The sequence below is a fragment of the Oscillochloris sp. ZM17-4 genome, assembly GCF_019599295.1.
Taxonomy (GTDB): Bacteria; Chloroflexota; Chloroflexia; order Chloroflexales; family Chloroflexaceae; genus Oscillochloris.
In genome coordinates this window covers 113,300-133,658 of the sequence record NZ_JAIEWN010000001.1, presented here as the reverse complement: position 1 = coordinate 133,658, position 20,359 = coordinate 113,300, and the positions used below count along the sequence as shown (strand labels likewise).

General features: G+C 66.9%; 2 protein-coding genes. Both read left to right on the top strand.

Going from position 1 to position 20,359, the window contains the following annotated elements:
* Positions 1–644: 644 nt before the first annotated feature.
* Complete coding sequence (locus tag K2Z83_RS00450) at positions 645–14,060, top strand: SdrD B-like domain-containing protein (protein WP_220593217.1); 13,416 nt, start codon at positions 645–647, stop codon at positions 14,058–14,060.
* A gap of 28 nt (positions 14,061–14,088) precedes the next feature.
* The gene (locus K2Z83_RS00445) at positions 14,089–20,310 is read left to right on the top strand and encodes an SdrD B-like domain-containing protein (protein ID WP_220593216.1); all 6,222 of its coding nucleotides are present in this window, start codon (positions 14,089–14,091) and stop codon (positions 20,308–20,310) included.
* Positions 20,311–20,359 lie beyond the last annotated feature (49 nt).

The following is a 20,359-nucleotide window of genomic DNA, read 5'->3' as shown; positions in this document are numbered from 1 at the left end:
CAAGAAATCACAATATTATTTTCGCTATAAAAGCAATTATTTCGACAGCGGAAGCTAATACATGCATGCGATCAACCGACCACTGCCAGCCGAGGAGCGTTGCACCAAAGTTGCCTCCCCCTTGCGACATCCAGCAAGCTTCGCGATACATGACCGTAATCAGCACAACCTACCATGCAATCACAGCACGGTCTGCCCTAGTGCGCTTTCAGCGCGGGGGTTAGGAGTTGGGAGTCGGGGGTTGGGCGCTGCAATCCAGCCTTGTGTTGCCGCCACCCCAAACAGGCTGCTTGAATCGACACTAGGGAGACAGAACCAGCCGCTTGGGGAAGCGGATCTTTATTAATCATCCGATTGTAATGCGTGATCCGTGATGCGTGACCGAGCTACGGATCACGCATCACGGATCACGCATCACGCGGGTTCTGGGATGATTAAAAGTTTCTGCCTCCCTTGTTGGTAGCAGCTCACTTGGGATGAGCAACCCTGTGACTAATTGCGACATCATCACGTCTTATTGTGCTAACTTCTCGCAAGACAGGTAGGCGCAAGTCGGTCATCCATATGCATTGATTATCTCTATGGCTTGAATGGCATACCAGTGCCCACGTCTTCAAACCCGCCATACACCAAGGAATCACGTCATGCACCGCCGCATCAACAACGCACTAAGGCTCGGCACGCTACTCATCCTCGTCCTTATCAGCCTCATGCAGGCGATGCCAGTCCTCGCCGCCAGCAGCAGCTATGAGGTGCGCCTGAGCACCACGACGCCGATCGTCAACAGCGGCGAATGGGCGGTGATCAAGGTGGACTACAGCTGCTCGGCGGTCTTCAATGTGGCCTGCAGCGATGCGGTGATCTCCAGCGTCATCCCGCCCGAACTGGCCCGCGCCATCGGCGATGTCCAGGCGCTCGACCCCAGCAACAAGACAACTACTGCCTACGATGAGGCGACATCAACGGCAACATGGACCTTCAACGCAGACATCGCCCCCGGCGACGCCGGCACCTTTACGCTGATGGTGCGCTTCGCCAAGGGCAGCACGCCCGACGGGGCGATCGCCATCCTACGCGCCGAGATGAGCGGATCAAGCGCGCCGCCCGTCATCTCGAAGCCGCTGCCGATCACCGCCGTCGCTCAGCCCAGCGCCCGCGCCACCAAGCGCTTTGTCTCTGGCGGCGTGCTCGACCTGCCCACCGTCTACCAGGTTCAGGTCTGCGTGCCCTCCTCGATCGGCGCCGTCGACATCACCAGCGTGGTGATGACCGACACCCTGCCGCTCGGATCGACCTTCGTCAGCGCCACCGACGGCGGCACCCACAACGCCGGGACGGTCACCTGGCCCGCCGCCAGCATCCTGGTCAGCGCCGGCCAGTCCTGCCTGACCCACACTGTCACCGTCCAGTTCCCGACCGGCGCCTTCAATATCGGCGACGAGATCCGCAACGACCTCGCCGCCGATGTGACCTTCCTGGGCGGGGCGACCATGAGCCTGAGCGGCTTCGACGTGCGCCTCATCCAGCCGCCCACGCCGAACCCCGGCTTTGGCAAGAGCGGGCCAGCCAACGCCGAGGTCGGCGACACCGTCACCTACAGCTTTAGCTCAAGCAACAGTGGCACCAGCCCGCTTGACTCGCATGTCTTCACCGATACCATCCCGGTCGAGCTTGAGGTAACGCGGATCATCGCGGCGGCCCATAACCTGACCAACACGCTGAACCTCCGGATCGAGTATCAGACCAACCTGAACGCGACCTGGACAAGCATCCCCGGCTCGCCCTTCACCGGTGCCGGCTGCGTGAATATCGCCCCGAACACCGGCGGCGGCTGCACCTCCTTCGACCCCGGTGGACGGATCACCGCCCTGCGCTACACCTACCTCGACCAGCTGCCCTACGGCTTCGCCGTGAGCGGCAACGGCTTTATGGCCAAGGTGATCAGCGCGCCCGTCAACCAGATCATCGTCAACACCGCCGACGCTGAGTTCAGCTTCAACGGGCACAAGATCCTCAGGCAGAGCACCGCCCGCACCCGTGTGGTGGTCTACACGCCTGGCGCACGGCCGAGCGTGGCCAAGGCGGTTAACCCAGGCATCGTCAACGCCGGCGACACCGTCACCTATACCCTCACCCTCAAAAATAATAGCTTCCAGAGCCTGACCACACCTCTGGTGAACCCGCAGATCGTGGATCTGCTGATGAGCGACCTGCTCTATGTGGATGGCAGCCAGCAGATCACGGCAAAGCCGCCCGGCGCGCCCGACCCGGTCTTCGACATCGTGCCGAACTACAGCGGCGGCAAGCCGCTGCTGCGCTGGCGATGGATCGACACGAGCGCCTACAACCTAGCCCCCGGCGAGACGATCACGATTCAGTTTCAGGCCCGCATCGCGCCCTATACCGCCTCTGGCTCGCTGAGCAACACGGGCTATCTCTCCGGGTGGGACAACCAGCCGAGCGACATCCTGATGGACAGCTGCTCAAGCAGCAGCGCCGACCTGCTCGACTATGACAATGACGGCAACACTCAGGAGCAGATCTGTAGCTCGACGATCTCTAGCGTCACCCTGGCGGCGGCGGCCAACAGCGGCTCGCTTAAAGAGGTGCTCGGCCAGCTCGACACCGTCTGGACGCACGATCCTGATCACGGCTACACGGTGCCCGGCGGCAGCGCCGACTACCAGCTGACGATCACCAACACCGGGACGATCCCGATCAGCGAGCTGACCCTGCTCGACATCCTGCCCTGGGTCGGCGACGTGGGCGTGAAGCAGTCCACCACCCCGCGCGGCACCGAGTGGCGGCCCTTCCTGGTCGAGCCGATCACGGTGCCCTCGGGCGCGAGCGTCTTCTACAGCACCCAGAACAACCCCTGCCGCGTGCCCGACCTCGGGATTGACCCAGACAACGAGTCCCCCGGCTGCGATGCGCCGATATGGAGTAGTGCGCCGCCGACCGACATCACCACGGTGCAATCCTTTAAGATCAACTTCGGTGGCCTGGTGCTCCAGCCCGATGACTCGGTCACGGTCACGGTGCATATGCGAGCGCCCTATACCGAGACCGTCACTGCCGGGAAGATCGCCTGGAACTCCTTCGGCTACCGCGCCCGCGCCGTCGGCGCGGCCGAGTTCCTGCTGGCCCCCGAGCCGCCCCGCGTCGGCATCGAGCGTGAGCAGCCGAAGCCGCCGGCCTATGGTAACTATGTCTGGCTCGACCAGAATAAGGACGGCCTCCAGACGGCGGGCGAAACCGGCGTGAACGGCGCCAGGATCGAGCTCTTCCACGACAATGACGGCACCCCCGGCCAGAGCGCTGGCGATACGCTAGTGGATACGACCATCAGCGGGCCGGACGACGCCGGCAACCCCGGCTACTACCTCTTCTCCTCGTACCCGAGCGCCGACCCGCGCTACGCCAGCATCATGCCCCCCGGCGACTACTACGCCCGCATCACGCCGCCCCTCGGCTACGGTGTCACCACGAAGGATGTCGGCGGCGATGACGCTATCGACTCTGACATCGACCCGGCCACCGGCTACACCCCCGTCACAAACCTTATCGACGGCGAGATCGATACCACCTGGGACGCCGGCCTGACCACCAGCACCGCCGTGGGCAACTATGTCTGGATCGACCGCAATGCGAACGGCATCCAGGATGAGTCCGCCGATGATGGCGTGAATGGCGTGACGGTGAACCTGTATACCGCGGGCGACACCTTCGTCGCCACAACCTTCACTGCCAACGACCCCTTCGGCCTGCCCGGCTACTACCTCTTCGACAAGCTGACGCCCGGCGACTATTATGTCGAGTTCATTAAGCCAGCCGGCTTCACCGGGTTCACCACGCAGGGAAGCGGCACCAACCCGCAGGACAGCGACGCTAACCCGGCCACCGGCAAGACATCGACCTTCACCCTTCTTGCGAACCAGTACGACCCGACCCGCGACGCTGGCCTGACCCTGCCGTCTGACACCCTCACCCTGGGCAACCTGGTCTGGCGCGACCTGAACAACAACGGGCGCTACGACCCGGCCGACGGCGAGTATGGCATCGACGGGGTGCGCCTGACCCTCTCCACCAGCGCCGGCACGAACCTGCGCAGCACCACCACCAGCACCCACCTGGGCGAGCCGGGCTGGTACCAGTTCAGCAATCTGGTGGCGGGCGACTATATCGTCACGATCGACGCGAGCAACTTCGCCCCCGGCGGCGCGCTCTACGGCCTGCGCACCAGCACCGGCAATGAGCCAACGCCCGACCCGGACAGCAATATCGATAATGACGATAATGGAGACGCGTCCAGCGGCCAGATCGTCAGCCAGGCGATCACCCTGAGCGCCGGCGGCGAGCCGAGCGCGCTGATCGACGGCGACGGCAGCAACGGCAACCAGACCCTCGACTTCGGCATGATCGGCGGAGCCTCGCTGGGCAACTTCGTCTGGTTCGACACGAACGGCGACGGCATCCAGGACAGCGGCGAGCCCGCAGTGCCCGGCGTGACAGTCGAACTGCTCGACGCGGGCGGCGCTGTCCTGAAGACGACCACCACCGACTCGACCGGCCGCTACGGCTTCTCCGAGCTGAGCGCCGGTGACTACCGGGTGCGCTTCAGCAACCTGCCGGCCGGCAACAGCTTCACTGGTCGCAACCTCGGCGGCAACGCGCAGCTCGACTCCGACGCCGACCCGACCCCCGGCCCGACGATTGGCGAGACGACCCTGATCACCCTGGCCGACGGCGACGCCGACCTGAGCTGGGACGCCGGCCTGGTGGCCACCCTGGCCAGCATCGGCGACCGGGCCTGGGACGACCAGAACCGCGACGGCGTGCAGGACGCCCTCGAGCCCGGCATCAATGGCGTGACCGCGAAGCTCTACCGGGCCGACGGCACCCTGGTGGGCACCACCACCACGGCCAATGTCCTTGGCATCGACGGCATCTATGGCTTCAGCGGCCTGCCCCCCGGCGACTACTACGTGGTCTTCAGCACCATCCCGAGCGGCTACACCGTCAGCCCACAGAACATCGGCACCGACGACACCAAGGACAGCGACGCCGACACCGCCACCCGGCGCACCGCGACCACCACCCTCGACCCGGGCGAGAATGACCCGAGCTGGGACATCGGCCTCTTCGGCTACGCCAGCATCGGCGACTTCGTCTGGAACGACAAGAACCGCGATGGCGTGCAGGATGTGGGCGAGCCCGGCGTCTCGGGCGTGGCGGTGCGGCTCTACCGGCAAGGCGAGAGCACGCCGGTGGCGAGCACGACCACCGACAGCAGCGGCTACTACCACTTTACGAACCTGGTTCCCGACCTCAACTACTACCTTGAGTTCAGCATGCCCGCCGGCTACAGCACCACCGTGCGCGACGCCGGAGGGAACACACCGGCATCCGACCTGATCGACTCCGACCCAGACCTGAGCACCTACCAGACCATCCCGACCCCGCTCATCATCGGCGAGAATGACACCAGCTGGGACTTCGGCATCTACCCGACGGCCAGCATCGGCGATAAGGCATGGCTCGACCTCAACGCCAACGGCATCCAGGATGTCGGCGAGAGCAACGGCGTGGCCGGCGTCCAGGTGATCCTGCACAACGCCAGCGGCAGCGAGATCGACAGCACCGTCACCAACACCAGCGGCAACTACAGCTTCAGCGGCCTGGCGCCCGGCGACTACTGGCTCTCCTTCGTTCTGCCGGATACCTACCTGCTCAGCCCGCAGGATCAGGGCGGTGACGACGCCAAGGACAGCGACGTCGCCCCGGGCACGCTGCGCACCATTCAGACGACCCTTGACATCGGCGAGATCGACATGAGCTGGGACGTCGGCGTCTACCAGCCCTCGAAGCTGGGCGACCGGGTCTGGCACGATCTGAACGCCAACGGCGTGCAGGACCCGGGCGAGCTGGGTGTCAGCGGCGTGGCCGTCGCTCTGCTCGACAGCGCCGGCAACCCGGTGGACGGTGATCCACTCACCACCGGCATCCAGGCGATCACCACCACCACCACGATCAGCGGCACCTACCTGTTCAGCGACCTGGCCCCCGGCGACTACATCGTTGAGTTCGCCATGCCCACTGGCTACACTAAAGTCTCGCCGAAGAACAGCGCGGCGGCCGACAGCGACAACGACAGCGACGTCGTTTCGGCGACCATGCGGACGCCGCTGATCAGCCTCCCCTCCAGCACCAGCGACCTGAGCTGGGACATGGGCGTCTACAACCTGGCCGCCCTGGGCGACCGGGTCTGGCTCGACACGAATGTGAACGGCATCCAGGACGACGGCGCGACCGGTGTAAACGGCGTGACCGTGACGCTCTACAGCAGCGCCGGCATCACGGTGACGAGCACGACCACTGATGCAACCGGCATCTACACCTTCACCAACCTGACCCCGGGCAACTACTACCTGATCTTCAGCGACCTGCCGGCGGATCACTCCTTCACCCAGCAGAACCAGGGCAGCGACGATACGCTCGACAGCGATGCCAACCCGATCAGCGGAGTGACTGGCCTGATCGGCCTGGCCTCGGGGCAGACCGATAAGACCTGGGACGCCGGCATCTTCCCGAAGATCGACCTGGGCGACCGGGTCTGGATCGACCTGAACGCCAACGGCATCCAGGATCCAAATGAGGACTGGATCGACGCGAACAATAATAGCGTTCAGGATCCGGGCGAGCTCAACGGCGTGCCCGGCGTGAAGGTCGAGCTCTACCAGGGCGCAAGTCTGGTGGACTACACCTACACCGACCTGGACGGCAACTACCTCTTCGAGGATCTCTTCCCGGGCACCTACCGTATTGTCTTCAGCAACATCCCGGCCGGCTACCTGCGCAGCCCGCAGGATCAGGGCGGCGATGACGCCAAAGACAGCGACGCCGACGCCAGCTTCACCATCACCGACTTCACCATCTCGGCCAGCGACATGACTCGCGACATGGGCCTGTACAAGCCGGCCAGCCTGGGCGACTATGTCTGGCACGACCAGAACGCCAACGGCGTGCAGGACGCGGGCGAGCCCGGCATCGATGGCGCGACGGTCACGCTGCAGTACGCCGGCCCCGACGGCGTCTTTGGCACCGCCGACGACAACCTGAGCGCCGCCACGACCACCACCGCCGGCGGCGGAGCCTACAGCTTCACCGGCCTCACCCCTGGCTTCTACCGGGTGCAGTTCGCCCTGCCCGCCGGATTCGACAAGGCCAGCGCGGCCAACCAGGGCGCGGACGACACGGTCGACAGCGACGCCGACCCGACCACCCTGCGCACCACCGTGACCGAGCTGACCAGCGGCGAGAACGACCCGACCTGGGACGCCGGCTTCTACCAGTTTGCCAGCCTGGGCGACCTCGTCTGGGAGGACATGAACGGCAACGGCGTGCAGGACAGCGGCGAGCCCGGCATCAACGGCGTGGGCGTCGCCCTCGACGGCACCGACGGCGCCGGCAACGTCGTCAGCCTGACCACGACCACCGACAGCAACGGAGCCTATAGCTTCACCGGCCTTACCCCCGGCAGCTACCACGTCACCTTCACCCCTCCGGCGGGCTACGAGATCACACTTAAGGATCTGGCCAGCGGGGCGACCGCCGACGAGATCGACAGCGACGCCGACCGCACCACTGGGGCGACGATCGACACCACCCTGGTGAGCGGCGAGGACGACCCGACCTGGGACGCCGGGCTCTACCGGCCGGCCACCATCGGCGACCGGGTCTGGGAGGATATCAACGGCGACGGCGTGCAGGAAGCGGGCAGCCCGACCTTCCCGAGCGTGACCGTCACCCTGCAGTACGCCGGCCCCGACGGCACCTTCGGCACCGCCGACGATAACCTGACGGCGGCCACGACGACGACCGACGCCAGCGGCAACTACCTGTTCACCGGCCGCATCCCCGGCACTTACAAGGTCACGTTCGACCGACCGAGCGGCTACGCCTTCACTCAGGGCGATGTGAGCGGCAACACCCTCGACAGCACCGACAGCGACGTGGCCACCGGCACCGCCGCGACGAGGACAACGATCGCCACCGCGCTGGTCAGCAACGAGGACGACCGCACCTGGGACGCCGGCCTCTACCAACTGCTCAGCCTGGGCAACCGGGTCTGGGACGACCTGAACAATGACGGCCTGCTGAATAACGGCGAGGCCGGCATCGACGGCGTGACCGTCCGGCTCTACCGCGACAGCAACGGCAACGGCACGATCGACGCCGGGGCCGAGAGCACGGCGGTGGCGACCACGACCACCAGCAATGGCGGGGCCTACCTGTTCAGCGGCCTGACCCAGGGCAAGTACCTGGTCGAGATCGTCGCCCCGGCGGGCTATATCAGCAGCACCGGCATCAACGGCAGCGCCAGCGGCCCCTACGAGCCTGCCAGCCCGTCCGCCGTCGACAGCGACGACAACGGCACGACCAGCGGCGCGGTCATCCGCTCGGCGGTGCTCGATCTGCTGCCCAACGCGACGCCGCTGGCCGAGGCCGACACGACCATGCCCACGGCGACGACCAACCCGGCCCGCGACGAGAACAGCGACCTGACCCTCGACTTCGGCCTGTTCAAGCCGGCCCAGCTCGGCAACTTCGTCTGGTTCGACCGCGACGCCAACGGCGTGCAGAATGGCGGCGACGAGACCGGCATCATCAGCGTGACCGTGACCCTGCTCGATGGTAGCGGTGCCCAGGTCGATGGCGACCCCATCACCATTGGCACCCAGGCTATCACCACGACGACCAACGCCAGCGGTATCTACGCCTTTACCAATATCATCTCCGGCACCTACCGGGTCGGATTCGACCTGCCCACGGGCTATGAGTTCAGCCCGATCGGCAAGGGCACCGCTACGACCGACAGCGACGCCGACCCGGCCACCGGCAAGACGGCCGCCCTCACCCTGACCGCAGGCCAGAGCGACCAGACCTGGGATACCGGCCTCTACCAGAGGGTGCGCCTGGGCAATCAGGTCTGGGATGACCTCAATAATGACGGCGAATTCGACAGCGGCACCGAGAGCGGCATCGTCGGCGTGACCGTTGAGCTGCGCGGCACCAACGGCCTGGGCGACACCGTTACCCTGACCACCACCACCGCGATCAGCGGCACCTACCTGTTCGACAACCTCATCCCCGGCACCTATGTCGTGACCCTGCCGGCGAGCAACTTCAGCGGCGCGGGCAAGCTGGCCGCCAGCGGCAACCTGCCGGCCTACGTCAGCAGCACCGGCACCGTCGGCAGCGCGACCGGCCCCTACGAGGGCGCGGCTCTCGCCGACCCCGACAATAACATCGACAACAACGACAGCGGCACCACCGACGGCAGCGGCAACGTGGCCAGCCTGCCAATCACGCTGCGCTCGCAGGACGAGCCGGCCCTGGCGGCTGACACCGACGACACCAACGGCAACCTGACCGTTGACTTCGGCGTCTTCCGCCCGCTCAGCCTGGGCGACCTGGTCTGGAACGACACCGATAACGACGGCCTGTTCAATAATGGCGAAGTCGGCATCGACGGCGTGACCGTCGAGCTCTACCGCGACACCGACGGCAATAACGCCTACACCGCTGGCACCGACACCTTCGTCGTCAGCGACACCACCAAGCTCGGCGGGCTCTACCTGTTCGACAAGCTCATCCCCGGCGACTATGTGGTGGTCATCCCGGCGAGCAACTTCACGGGGACGGGGGCGCTGCGCTACTTCCGCAGCAGCGACGGCGGAGTCCTGCCCGATAGCGCGAACGACCCGGACGATAACGTCAACGATGACGACAACGGCGTCGGCCCGAGCGCTGGCGTGGCCACCGGCTCGGTGAGCAGCGGCGCGGTGACGCTCAAACTGGACGATGAGCCGATCAACGACGGTGATACCAACAGTAACAGCAACCTAAGCGTCGACTTCGGCTTCTACAGCCTGGGCCTGGGCAACCTCGTCTGGAGCGACGCGAATAACGACGGCCTGAAAGATACCGCTGAAGTTGGGCTCGACGACTTGACCGTCAGCCTCTACTATGACGCCGACGACAGCGGGACTATCGAACCCGCCGAGGCAGCAGCCGCCACCACGATCACGACCAGCAACGGCGGGCACTACTTCTTCGGCGGCCTGCGCGACGGCGGGCACTACCAGATCCGCGTGGGCACCGGCGGCCCAGACTGGGTCTCCAGCACCGGCGGGGCCAACGGTATGCCGACCGGCACCTACGAGCCGGGCACGACCGTGACCGGCAACGCCAGCGATATCGACAATGACGACAACGGCACCCAGGTGGCGGGCAACACGGTGACGAGCACCATCTTCAGCGTGACCTTGGGCAACCAGCCGACCGGCGAGACTGACACGGGCATGCCGAGCGGCGCGACCAACCGGGCGACGGACGAAAGCACCAACCTGAGCGTCGACTTCGGCCTGTTCAACCACGCCCGTATGGGCGACTGGGTCTGGATCGACACGAATGGTAACGGCGTGCAGGACGGGGGCGAGACAAATGGGGTCGGCGGCGTCACCGTGAAGCTCTACCAGGGCGCGACCCTGATCAGCACCACGACCACCCTGGCCTCAGGCTTCTACGGGTTCAGCTACCTGAACACGGGAACCTACTCTGTCACCTTCGACCTGAGCACCATCCCGGCGCACTATGGAATCAGCCCGCAGAACAGCGGCGCTGATGACGCAAAGGATAGCGACGCCGACGAAGCCACCGGCACGACGGCGACCTTCACGCTGGCCGCCGGCGATAACGACACCAGCTGGGACATGGGCATCTACCCGCTGCTCAGCCTGGGCAACCTGATCTGGGACGACCTGAACGACAGCGGGACGGTCGACGCGGGCGAGCCTGGGTTCGACGGCGTGACCGTCGAGCTCTACCGCGACACGGACAACAGCGGCAGCTACGACGTTCTCACCGACACGCTGGTGTTGACCACGACCACCGACACCAGTGGCAACTACCTCTTCACCGACCTACAGCAGGGCGACTACCTCGTGGTCATCCCGGCGAGCAACTTCGCCAGCGGGAAGCCGCTCTACCTCTACCGCAGCAGCACGGGCTCTAATGGTGCGGCCACCCACGCTTACGAGCCAGCGCCCGACCCAGACACCGGTCTCGACGGCGTAATCGGTGGCGGCGACGACGATGCCGACAACGACGACAACGGCACCGACGACCCGGCCGGCTACGCCGTCACGAAGGCGATCAGCCTCAACCCGAGCTACGAGCCGATCAACGACGGCGACACCGACCCCAATACCAACCTGACCCTCGACCTGGGCTTCTTCCAGCACCTCAGCCTGGGCAACTTGGTCTGGGATGATGTCAATAACAACGGCCTGTTCGATGTTGGCGAGAATGGCATCAACGGCGTGACCGTCGATCTCTACCTGGACAACGGCGACGGTAGCTATGGCGCGGGCGACACCTTCGTCGTCAGCGACACCACCAAGCTCGGCGGGATCTACAGCTTCACCAACCTCATCCCCGGCGACTACATCGCCGTCATCCCGGCGAGCAACTTCACGGGGGCTGGTGCCCTGGCCGCCAGCGGCGGCCTGTCGGCCTACACCAGCAGCACCGGCACCAACGGCAGCGCCGGCGGCGACTACGAGCCGGCCCCCGACCCGGACACCGGGCTCGACGGCGCGGTCGGTGGCGGCGACGACGATGCCAACAGCGACGACAACGGCTCGCTCCTCGGCTCCGGCGACATCGCGACCCGCGCGATCACCCTGGCCAGCGGGACGGAGCCGGCCAGCGGCGTGGACGGCGACGGCACCAACGGCAACCAGACCCTCGACTTCGGCCTGTTCCGGCCGGCCAGCATTGGCGACTTCGTCTGGGAGGACAGCAACGGCAATGGCGTGCAGGACGCGGGCGAGCCGGGGATCGACGGCGTCACCGTGACGCTCTACCAGGGCGCGACCCCGATCAGCACAACCACCACGCTACCCTCCGGGTTCTACCAGTTCACCGACCTCATCCCGAACGACTACTCTGTCACCGTCACCGCGCCCGCCGGCTACGTCTTCACGGCGCAGGACCAGGGCGCCGATGACACGGCCGACAGCGACGCCGACTCCAGCGGGGTGATGATCAGCACCACCCTGATCGCCGGCGAGAGCGACATGACCTGGGACGCCGGCCTCTACAAGCCGGTCAGCGTCGGCAACCAGGTCTGGTACGACACCAACAACAACCGCAACGTCGACCCAGGCGAGGTCGGGATCAACGGCGTGCGCGTCGAGCTGTTCTTCGATGCAAACGACAACGGCACGATCGAGGATAACAGTGGCAGCGGCGGCGTGGATGAGACCCAGGCCGTGGCCGTGACCACGACCACTACGGCTGCCGGCACCTACCTCTTCACCGAGCGCACCAACGCCAGCGGCACTGGGCTATCGCCCCAGCGCCTGCTCAACCCCGGCACCTACGTGGTCGGCATCCCGGCCAGCGAGCTCGACCCGACCACGGGCGCGCTGCGCGGCCTCTTCAGCAGCGGCACCACTATGGGCGCTGACGGCACGACCAGCGAGATCGCGCCGGCTGACCCCGACACCGGGGGCGCTACGGCGCCCGACGGCGACGACAACGGCGCGCTCCAGGCCAGCGGCTTCTACAGCGGCGGCGTGCTGGCCCTGCCCGTCACCCTCAGCCCCGGCACTGAGCCGGTGGGCGAGAACCCCGACGTCGACCCCAACCCGGCGGTGCGGCCCGACGCCAACGACAACCAGACCGTCGACTTCGGCTTCTACACCGCCAGCCTGGGCAACCTGGTCTGGGATGATCTGAACAACGACGGCGCGTGGGTAGCGGGCGAGCTCGGCATCGCCAACGTCACCGTGCGCCTCTACTCGTCCAATGGCAACGAGATTCCGATTGGCCCCGACGGGCGGCTCGGCACCGCCGATGACGCCCTCGGCGGTATGACCACCAACAGCAGCGGCAACTACGCCTTCAGTCGCCTGCCCGAGGGCAGCTACCAGGTGCAGATCGACGTGCCGGCCGGCTACGTCAGCACCCGCGACACCGCCGACAGCGCCAACCCGAGCGCCAACACCGATAACGACGACAACGGCGTCGGCAGCGACCAGACCGCCACGACGGCGACCAGCAACGTCTTCACGCTCGTCCCCGGCGCCGAGCCCACGGTGAACAACGCCACCGGCAGCAGCGACGACCCGACGATTGACTTCGGCATCGTGCGCTACTACTCGCTCGGCAACCGCGTCTGGGACGACCGCAACAACAACGGCACCCAGAACGCAGGCGAAAACGGTATCAGCGGCGTGACCGTGCGCTTGCTCCAGAGCGACGGCGTCAACCCAGCGGTGCGCATCGACGGCAGCAACGCGCCCGTCCAGACCAGCGACGCCAGCGGGTTCTACCGCTTCGACCTGCTGCCCGCCGGCGACTACATCGTCGAGGTGATCGCGAGCAACTTCACCGGCGCAAACGCGCTGGCCGGCTACCGCAGCAGTACTAGCTCGGGTTCCCCCCTGCCCTACGAGCCCGCCCCCGACCCGGACAGCGACGCCACCGACGAGGACGACAACGGCACCGTCAGCGGTGCGGTGGTGCGCAGCGCCGCCGTCACCCTTGGCGAGGGCACCGGCACCGCCGAGCCGACCAGCGAGATCGGCGGCGGCCCGGCGGTGACTACGGGCGAAGCCCCCGACGCCCAGTCCAACCGCACAGTCGACTTCGGCTTCTACCCGAGCTTCTCGCTGGGCAACCGGGTCTGGAACGACCTCGACAACAGCGGCACGATCAACGCCGCCGACGGGGCCAGCCCCGGCATCGCCGGCGTGGCCGTGCGCCTGCTGGACAGCGCGGGCAACCCCGCCACCGACGCCACCGGCGCCACGGTGGCCGACCAGACCACAACCGCCGACGGCTACTACCTCTTCACCGACCTGTTCGCCGGCGACTACATCGTCGAGGTGGTGCCCCCGGCCGGCTACCGCAGCTCGACCGGCAACTTCAGCGCCTACGAGCCCGCCCCCGACCCCGACACGGTCGCGACCGACGACGCTCAGCGATAGCGCCCGCGACAATAACGCCAACTACACGGTGGACTTCGGCTTCTACCAGCCGCTCAGCCTGGGCAACCGGGTCTGGGACGACCTGAACAACGACGGCCTCATCGACGCGGGTGAGAGCGGCATCGACGGCCTGACCGTGCGGCTCTACCGCGACAGCAACGACGACGGCACCCCCGACGATGTGGACGGCACCGCCGGCGTGACCACCGCCGACGCCATCCTGACCGTCACCACGGCCAGCGGCGGCTACTACCTCTTCACCGACCTGGGCGCCGACACCTACATCGTCGAGGTGGACACCCCGGCCGGCATGCGCAGCAGCACCGGCCAGAGCCTGCCAACGCCCTACGAGCCCGCCCCCGACCCCGACACCGGCGGGGCGCTCGCGCCCGACAGCGACGACAACGGCACCACCAGCGGCGCGGTCGTGCGCAGCGCGCCCGTCACCCTGAGCCTCGGTGCGGAGCCCACCGGCGAGCCGGCCACCCTCGGCTTCACGGAGACGGCCGATGACGCCAACGCCAACTACACGGTAGACTTCGGCTTCTACACCGCGCTCAGCCTGGGCAACCGGGTCTGGGAGGATCGTAACAACAACGGGATTATCGATGACGGCGCGAGCCCTGGCATCGACGGCGTAGACGTGCGGCTCTACCGCGACAACGACGGCGACGGCCAGCCCGACGACGTGAACGGCGGCGGCGTGGATACGACCGACGCGATCGCCAGCACCACCACCGCCGGCGGCGGCTACTACCGCTTCACGAACCTGAGCGCCGGCGGCTACATCGTCGAGATCGCCCCGGCAGCCAGCTACCGGTCGAGCACCGGCACCACCCTGCCGTGGCCCTACGAGCCCGCCCCCGACCCGGACACCGGACTCGACGGTACGGTCGGAACCAGTGACGACGATGCCGACAGCGACGACAACGGCACCGCCAGCGGCGCGGTCATCCGCAGCGCCACCGTCACCCTGAGCGTCGGCGGCGAGCCGACCGGCGAGACCGACACGGTGGGCGGCGACGCGACCGCCGACGACAACAGCAACCTGACCGTCGACTTCGGCCTCTACCAGCCGGTCAGCCTGGGCGACCTGGTCTTCATCGACCGCGACAACAACGGCACCTTCGACGGCAGCGACAGCCCGCTTCAGGGTGCGGCGGTGGACTTGTTCCTCGCCGACGGGACGACCCAGGCCCGCGCGAGCGACGGCACCCCGGTCGCTACAATCACGACCCCGGCCAATGGACTCTACCTGTTCAGCAACCTGCCCGCTGGCGACTACGTGGTGCGCGTCACCCCGCCCGCCGGCTACCGCTCGTCCGACGATATCGCCAGCAGCGCCAGCCCGAATAACAACAGCAACAACGACGACAACGGCATTGGCGACAGCGTCACCACGCCGGTCAGCAGCAACCCGATCACGCTCAGCTCGGGCCAGGAGATCAACGACGGGGACAGCGATCCCAACTCCAACCCGAGCCTCGACTTCGGCTTCTACCAGCCGCTCAGCCTGGGCGACCTGGTCTTCATCGACCGCGACAACAACGGCACCTTCGACGGCACCGACAGCCCGCTGGCCGGGGCGAGCGTTGATCTCTTCTTCGACGCCAACGGCAATGGCACGCTTGAGGATAACAGCGGCAGCGGCGGCGTAGACGAGACTATCGCCACCGCCACTCAGACCACCGCTGCGGACGGGCTCTACCTCTTCACCAACCTCAAGCCCGGCGGCTACATCGTGCGCGTCACCCCGCCCGCCGGCTACAGCTCATCCGACGACCTGACCGACACGCCGAACCCGAATAGCAACACCAACGACGATGACAACGGCATCGGCGTCGGCGCGACCGCAAGCAGCAACCTGATCACCCTGAGCTCGGGCGAGGAGCCGGACGGTGCCCCGGATCACAACTCCAACCTGACGCTCGACTTCGGCTTCCACCAGCCGGCCAGCCTGGGCGACTTCGTCTGGCACGACCAGAACGCCAACGGCGTGCAGGACGCGGGCGAGCCCGGCATCGACGGCGTGACCGTCACCCTCCAGTACGCCGGCCCCGACGGTGCCTTTGGCACCGCCGACGACAACCTGAGCGCCGCCACCACCACCACAGCCGGCGGCGGTGCCTACAGCTTCACCGGCCTCATCCCCGGCTTCTACCGGGTGCAGTTCAGCCTGCCCGCCGGCTTCGATAAGGCCAGCCCGACGGGCAAGGGTACGGACACAACCGACGACAGCGACGCCGACCCGACCACCCTGCGCACCGCCGCGACCGATCTCGCCAGCGGCGAGATCGACCCGACCTGGGACGCCGGCTTCTACAGCCTGGTGCGCCTGGGCAACCAGGTCTGGGACGACCTCAATAATGATGGCACATTCGACAGCTTGACCGAGAGCGGCATCAGCGGCGTGACCGTTGAGCTGAGCGGCACCAACGGCCTGGGCGACACCGTCACCCTGACCACGACCACCAACATCAGCGGAACCTATAGCTTCGACAGCCTCATCCCCGGCGAGTATGTCGTGGCCCTGCCGGCGAGCAACTTCACGGGGGCAGGCGCCCTGGCCGCCACCGCCACCATGCCGGCCTACGTCAGCAGCACCGGCACCAACGGCAGCGCGACCGGCGACTACGAGGGCACGGCCCTGGCCGACCCCGACGGAGACATCGACAGCGACGATAGCGGCAATACCGACGGCAGCGGCAACGTGGCCAGCCTGCCCGTCACCCTGACCTCCCAGAGCGAGCCGGACATCGGCGTTGACACCGACGACACCAACGGCAACCTGACCCTCGACTTCGGCGTGTTCCGCCCGCTCAGCCTGGGCAACCTGGTCTGGGACGACCTGAACAACGACGGCCAGTTCGACAGCGGGACCGAGAGCGGCATCAACGGCGTAACCGTCGATCTCTACCTGGACAACGGCGACGGCAGCTATGGCGCGGGCGACACCTTCGTCATCAGCGACACCACCAAGCTCGGCGGGGTCTACGGCTTCACCAAGCTCATCCCTGGCGACTACATCGTCGTCATCCCGGCGAGCAACTTCGCCACGGGTGGTGCCTTGTCCGCCAGCGGCGCTATGCCGGCCTACATCAGCAGCAGCGGCACCAATGGCAGCCTCACCGGTGCCTACGAGCCGGCGCCCGACCCTGACGCCGACCAGGACAACCACGACGACGGCAGCCTCACTGGCGGCGACGTGGTCAGCATGCCCATCACCCTGGACCTAGACAGCGAGCCAGACAGCGGTGTGGACGGCGATGACAAGAACGGCAACCAGACGGTCGACTTTGGCTTCTTCAAGCCGGCCCGCCTGGGCAACTTCGTCTGGGACGACCTGAACGGCAATGGCGTGCAGGACGCGGGCGAGTCGGGGGTGAACGGCGTCACCGTGACGCTCTACGACGCGAGCAATAGCCAGGTGGCGACAACGACCACCGCCGGAGGCGGGCTCTACAGCTTCGATAACCTGGCCGCAGGCGACTACCGCGTGGTCTTCAGCGGCCTGCCGCCGAGCTACGTCTTCAGCCCGACCGGCCAGGGCACGTCCGCGACCGACAGCGACGCCAGCCCGGCCGACGGCGGCACGGCGACGATCACCCTGAGTGCCGGGCAGACCGACCTGGACTGGGACGCCGGGATCTACCACACGCTCAGCCTGGGCAACCTGGTCTGGGACGATCTGAACAATGACGGCCAGTTCGACAGCGCGACCGAGAGCGGCATCAACGGCGTGACGGTCGAGCTGCGCCGGGCCAGCGACAACAGCCTGGTAGGCACCACCACGACTGCCGGCGGCGGGCTCTACCAGTTCAGCGGGCTGGCCCAGGGCGACTACATCGTGGTTCTGCCGGCCAGCAACTTCAGCGGCGTGCTGAGCGGCTACCGCAGCAGCACCGGCGCGCACAGCCTAACGGCGGGGCCGAGCGAGCCCGCGCCTGACCCGGACGACCCGACCGGCGCCCCGGCAGCCAACGACAAGAACAACGACGACAACGGCAGCCTGATCGGCGGCAGCATCCAGAGCGCGCCGGTCAGCCTCAGCGCCCTGGGCGAGCCGGATGTCGCCGACGACGGCGACGACACCAACGGCAACCAGACGGTCGACTTCGGCCTGTTCAAGCCGGCCAGCATCGGCGACCGGGTCTGGGAGGATGCGGACGGCAACGGCCTGCAGGACACGGGCGAGCTGGGGGTGAGCGGCGTCATCGTCACCCTCTACGACGCAGGCGCCGACGGAATACCCGGCGGCGGCGACGACCTCCTGGTGGACAGCACGCCGACAGACGGCAGCGGGATCTACGGGTTCAGCGACCTGCCGCCGGCCAGCTACTACCTGGTCTTCGACAAGCCCACTGGCTACCTCTTCACCCGCCGCGACGCGGGCGGCGACGATGCGATTGACAGCGACGCCGACCGCACCAGTGGCGAGACGATCGCCACCACTCTGACCAGCGGCGAGAGCGATGACAGCTGGGACGCCGGGATCAACCAGCTTGCAAGCCTGGGCGATACTGTCTGGGAGGACATGAACCACAACGGCGTGCAGGACGCGGGCGAGCCCGGCGTACCCGGCGTCACCGTCACGCTCTACAACACGGCCACTGGGCAGGTAGGGACGCCGCAGATCACCGACGCCGACGGCTTCTACCAGTTCATCGGCCTGCCCCCCGACCGCTACTACCTGGTCTTCAGCGGCCTGCCGGCGGGCTACTCCTTCACCTTGCAGAGCCAGGGTGGTAACAGCAGCAAGGACAGCGACGCCGACCCGGCCAGCGGGCGAACATCCGACATCGACCTGCTGAGCAGCCAGGACGACCCGACCTGGGACGCGGGCATCTACACGACTGCCAGCATGGGCGACCGGGTCTGGAACGACCTGGACGCCAACGGAGTGCAGGACGCGGGCGAGGTCGGCGTGAATGACGTCACCGTGACGCTCTACCAGGCCGATGGCACCTTGGTGAGCAGCAGCACCACGGCGACGGTCGGGGCCGAGGACGGGATCTACAGCTTCAGCGGCCTGACGCCGGGCGACTACTACGTCGTCTTCAGCAACCTGCCGGCGGGCTACATCTTCAGCCCGGCGGATCGAGGGACGGACGATAGCGTCGATAGCGACGCCGACCGGGCCATCGGGCAGAGCGCGACATTCGCCCTAGCCAGCGGGGCCAACGACCTGAGCTGGGACGCCGGGATCTACCTGCCGGCCAGCCTGGGCGACTTCATCTGGGACGACGCGAACGCGAACGGCGTGCAGGACAGCGGCGAACTGGGCGTGTCCAGCGTGACCATGCGGCTCATCCAGGGCGGCGCCGTGATCAGCACAACCACCACGGCGAGCGACGGCAGCTACCACTTCCGCGAGCTGGGCGCGGGCGACTACCAGATCGAGGTCGTGCGCCCGACGGGCCGGCAGATCAGCCCGCAGCTCCAGGGCGGCGACACGGCCACCGACAGCGACATCGACCGGGCCAGTATGCAGAGCGGCGTGGTCAGCCTGACGCCCGGAGAGGTCAACGACAGCCTCGACGGCGGGATCTACCAGCTCGCCAGCGTGGGCAACCACGTCTGGGAGGACAGCAACCACGACGGCATCTTTGGGGCGGGCGAGGCCGGAATCCCCGGCGTCACCGTCGAGCTCTACCGCAGCGACGGAAGCCTCGTCGCCAGCGCCGTCACCGACAGCACCGGGGCGTTCATCTTCATCGACCTGGAGCCGGGCGACTACTACATCCAGTTCTACCCGCCCTCAGGCTGGCTGATCAGCCCGCAGGATCAGGGCGGCGACAACAGCATCGACAGTGACGCCAACCCAAACAGCGGGAAGACGAAGGTCTTCACGCTGGGCATCGGCGTGCAGGATCTGACCTGGTGGGCCGGGATGTCGCGCCCGCCGACGGCGATCACGCTCCAGAGCTTCACCCTGGAGCGGCAGCGCAGCGGCAACCTGCTGCGCTGGGAGACGGGGGCGGAGATCAATAGCGCAGGCTTCGAGATCTACCGCAGCGCCACGGGCAGCCGCGCCGACGCGGAGCAGGTGAGCGGGCCGCTGATTCTGTCCAGCGGCGTAGGTGGCGGCGGGGCGCGCTACAGCTGGCTCGACAGCAGCGCCGACCCGCAGGTGGGGTACAGCTACTGGTTGGTGGAGGTGGAGATCGGCGGGGCGCGCCACGAGTATGAGCTGAACCAGCCGGCCCTCCAGCAGGAGTATCGGATCTACATGCCACTTGTCGTACGCTAGGGCGCAGCCCCAGGCTCGGTTTTGTGGAGGTTGTGGCGGCGCAGTCGCC

Coding starts and splice junctions, on each gene's coding strand:
- K2Z83_RS00450 (WP_220593217.1), top strand. CDS start 645: ATGCACCGCCGCATCAACAACGCACTAAGGCTCGGCACGCTACTCATC.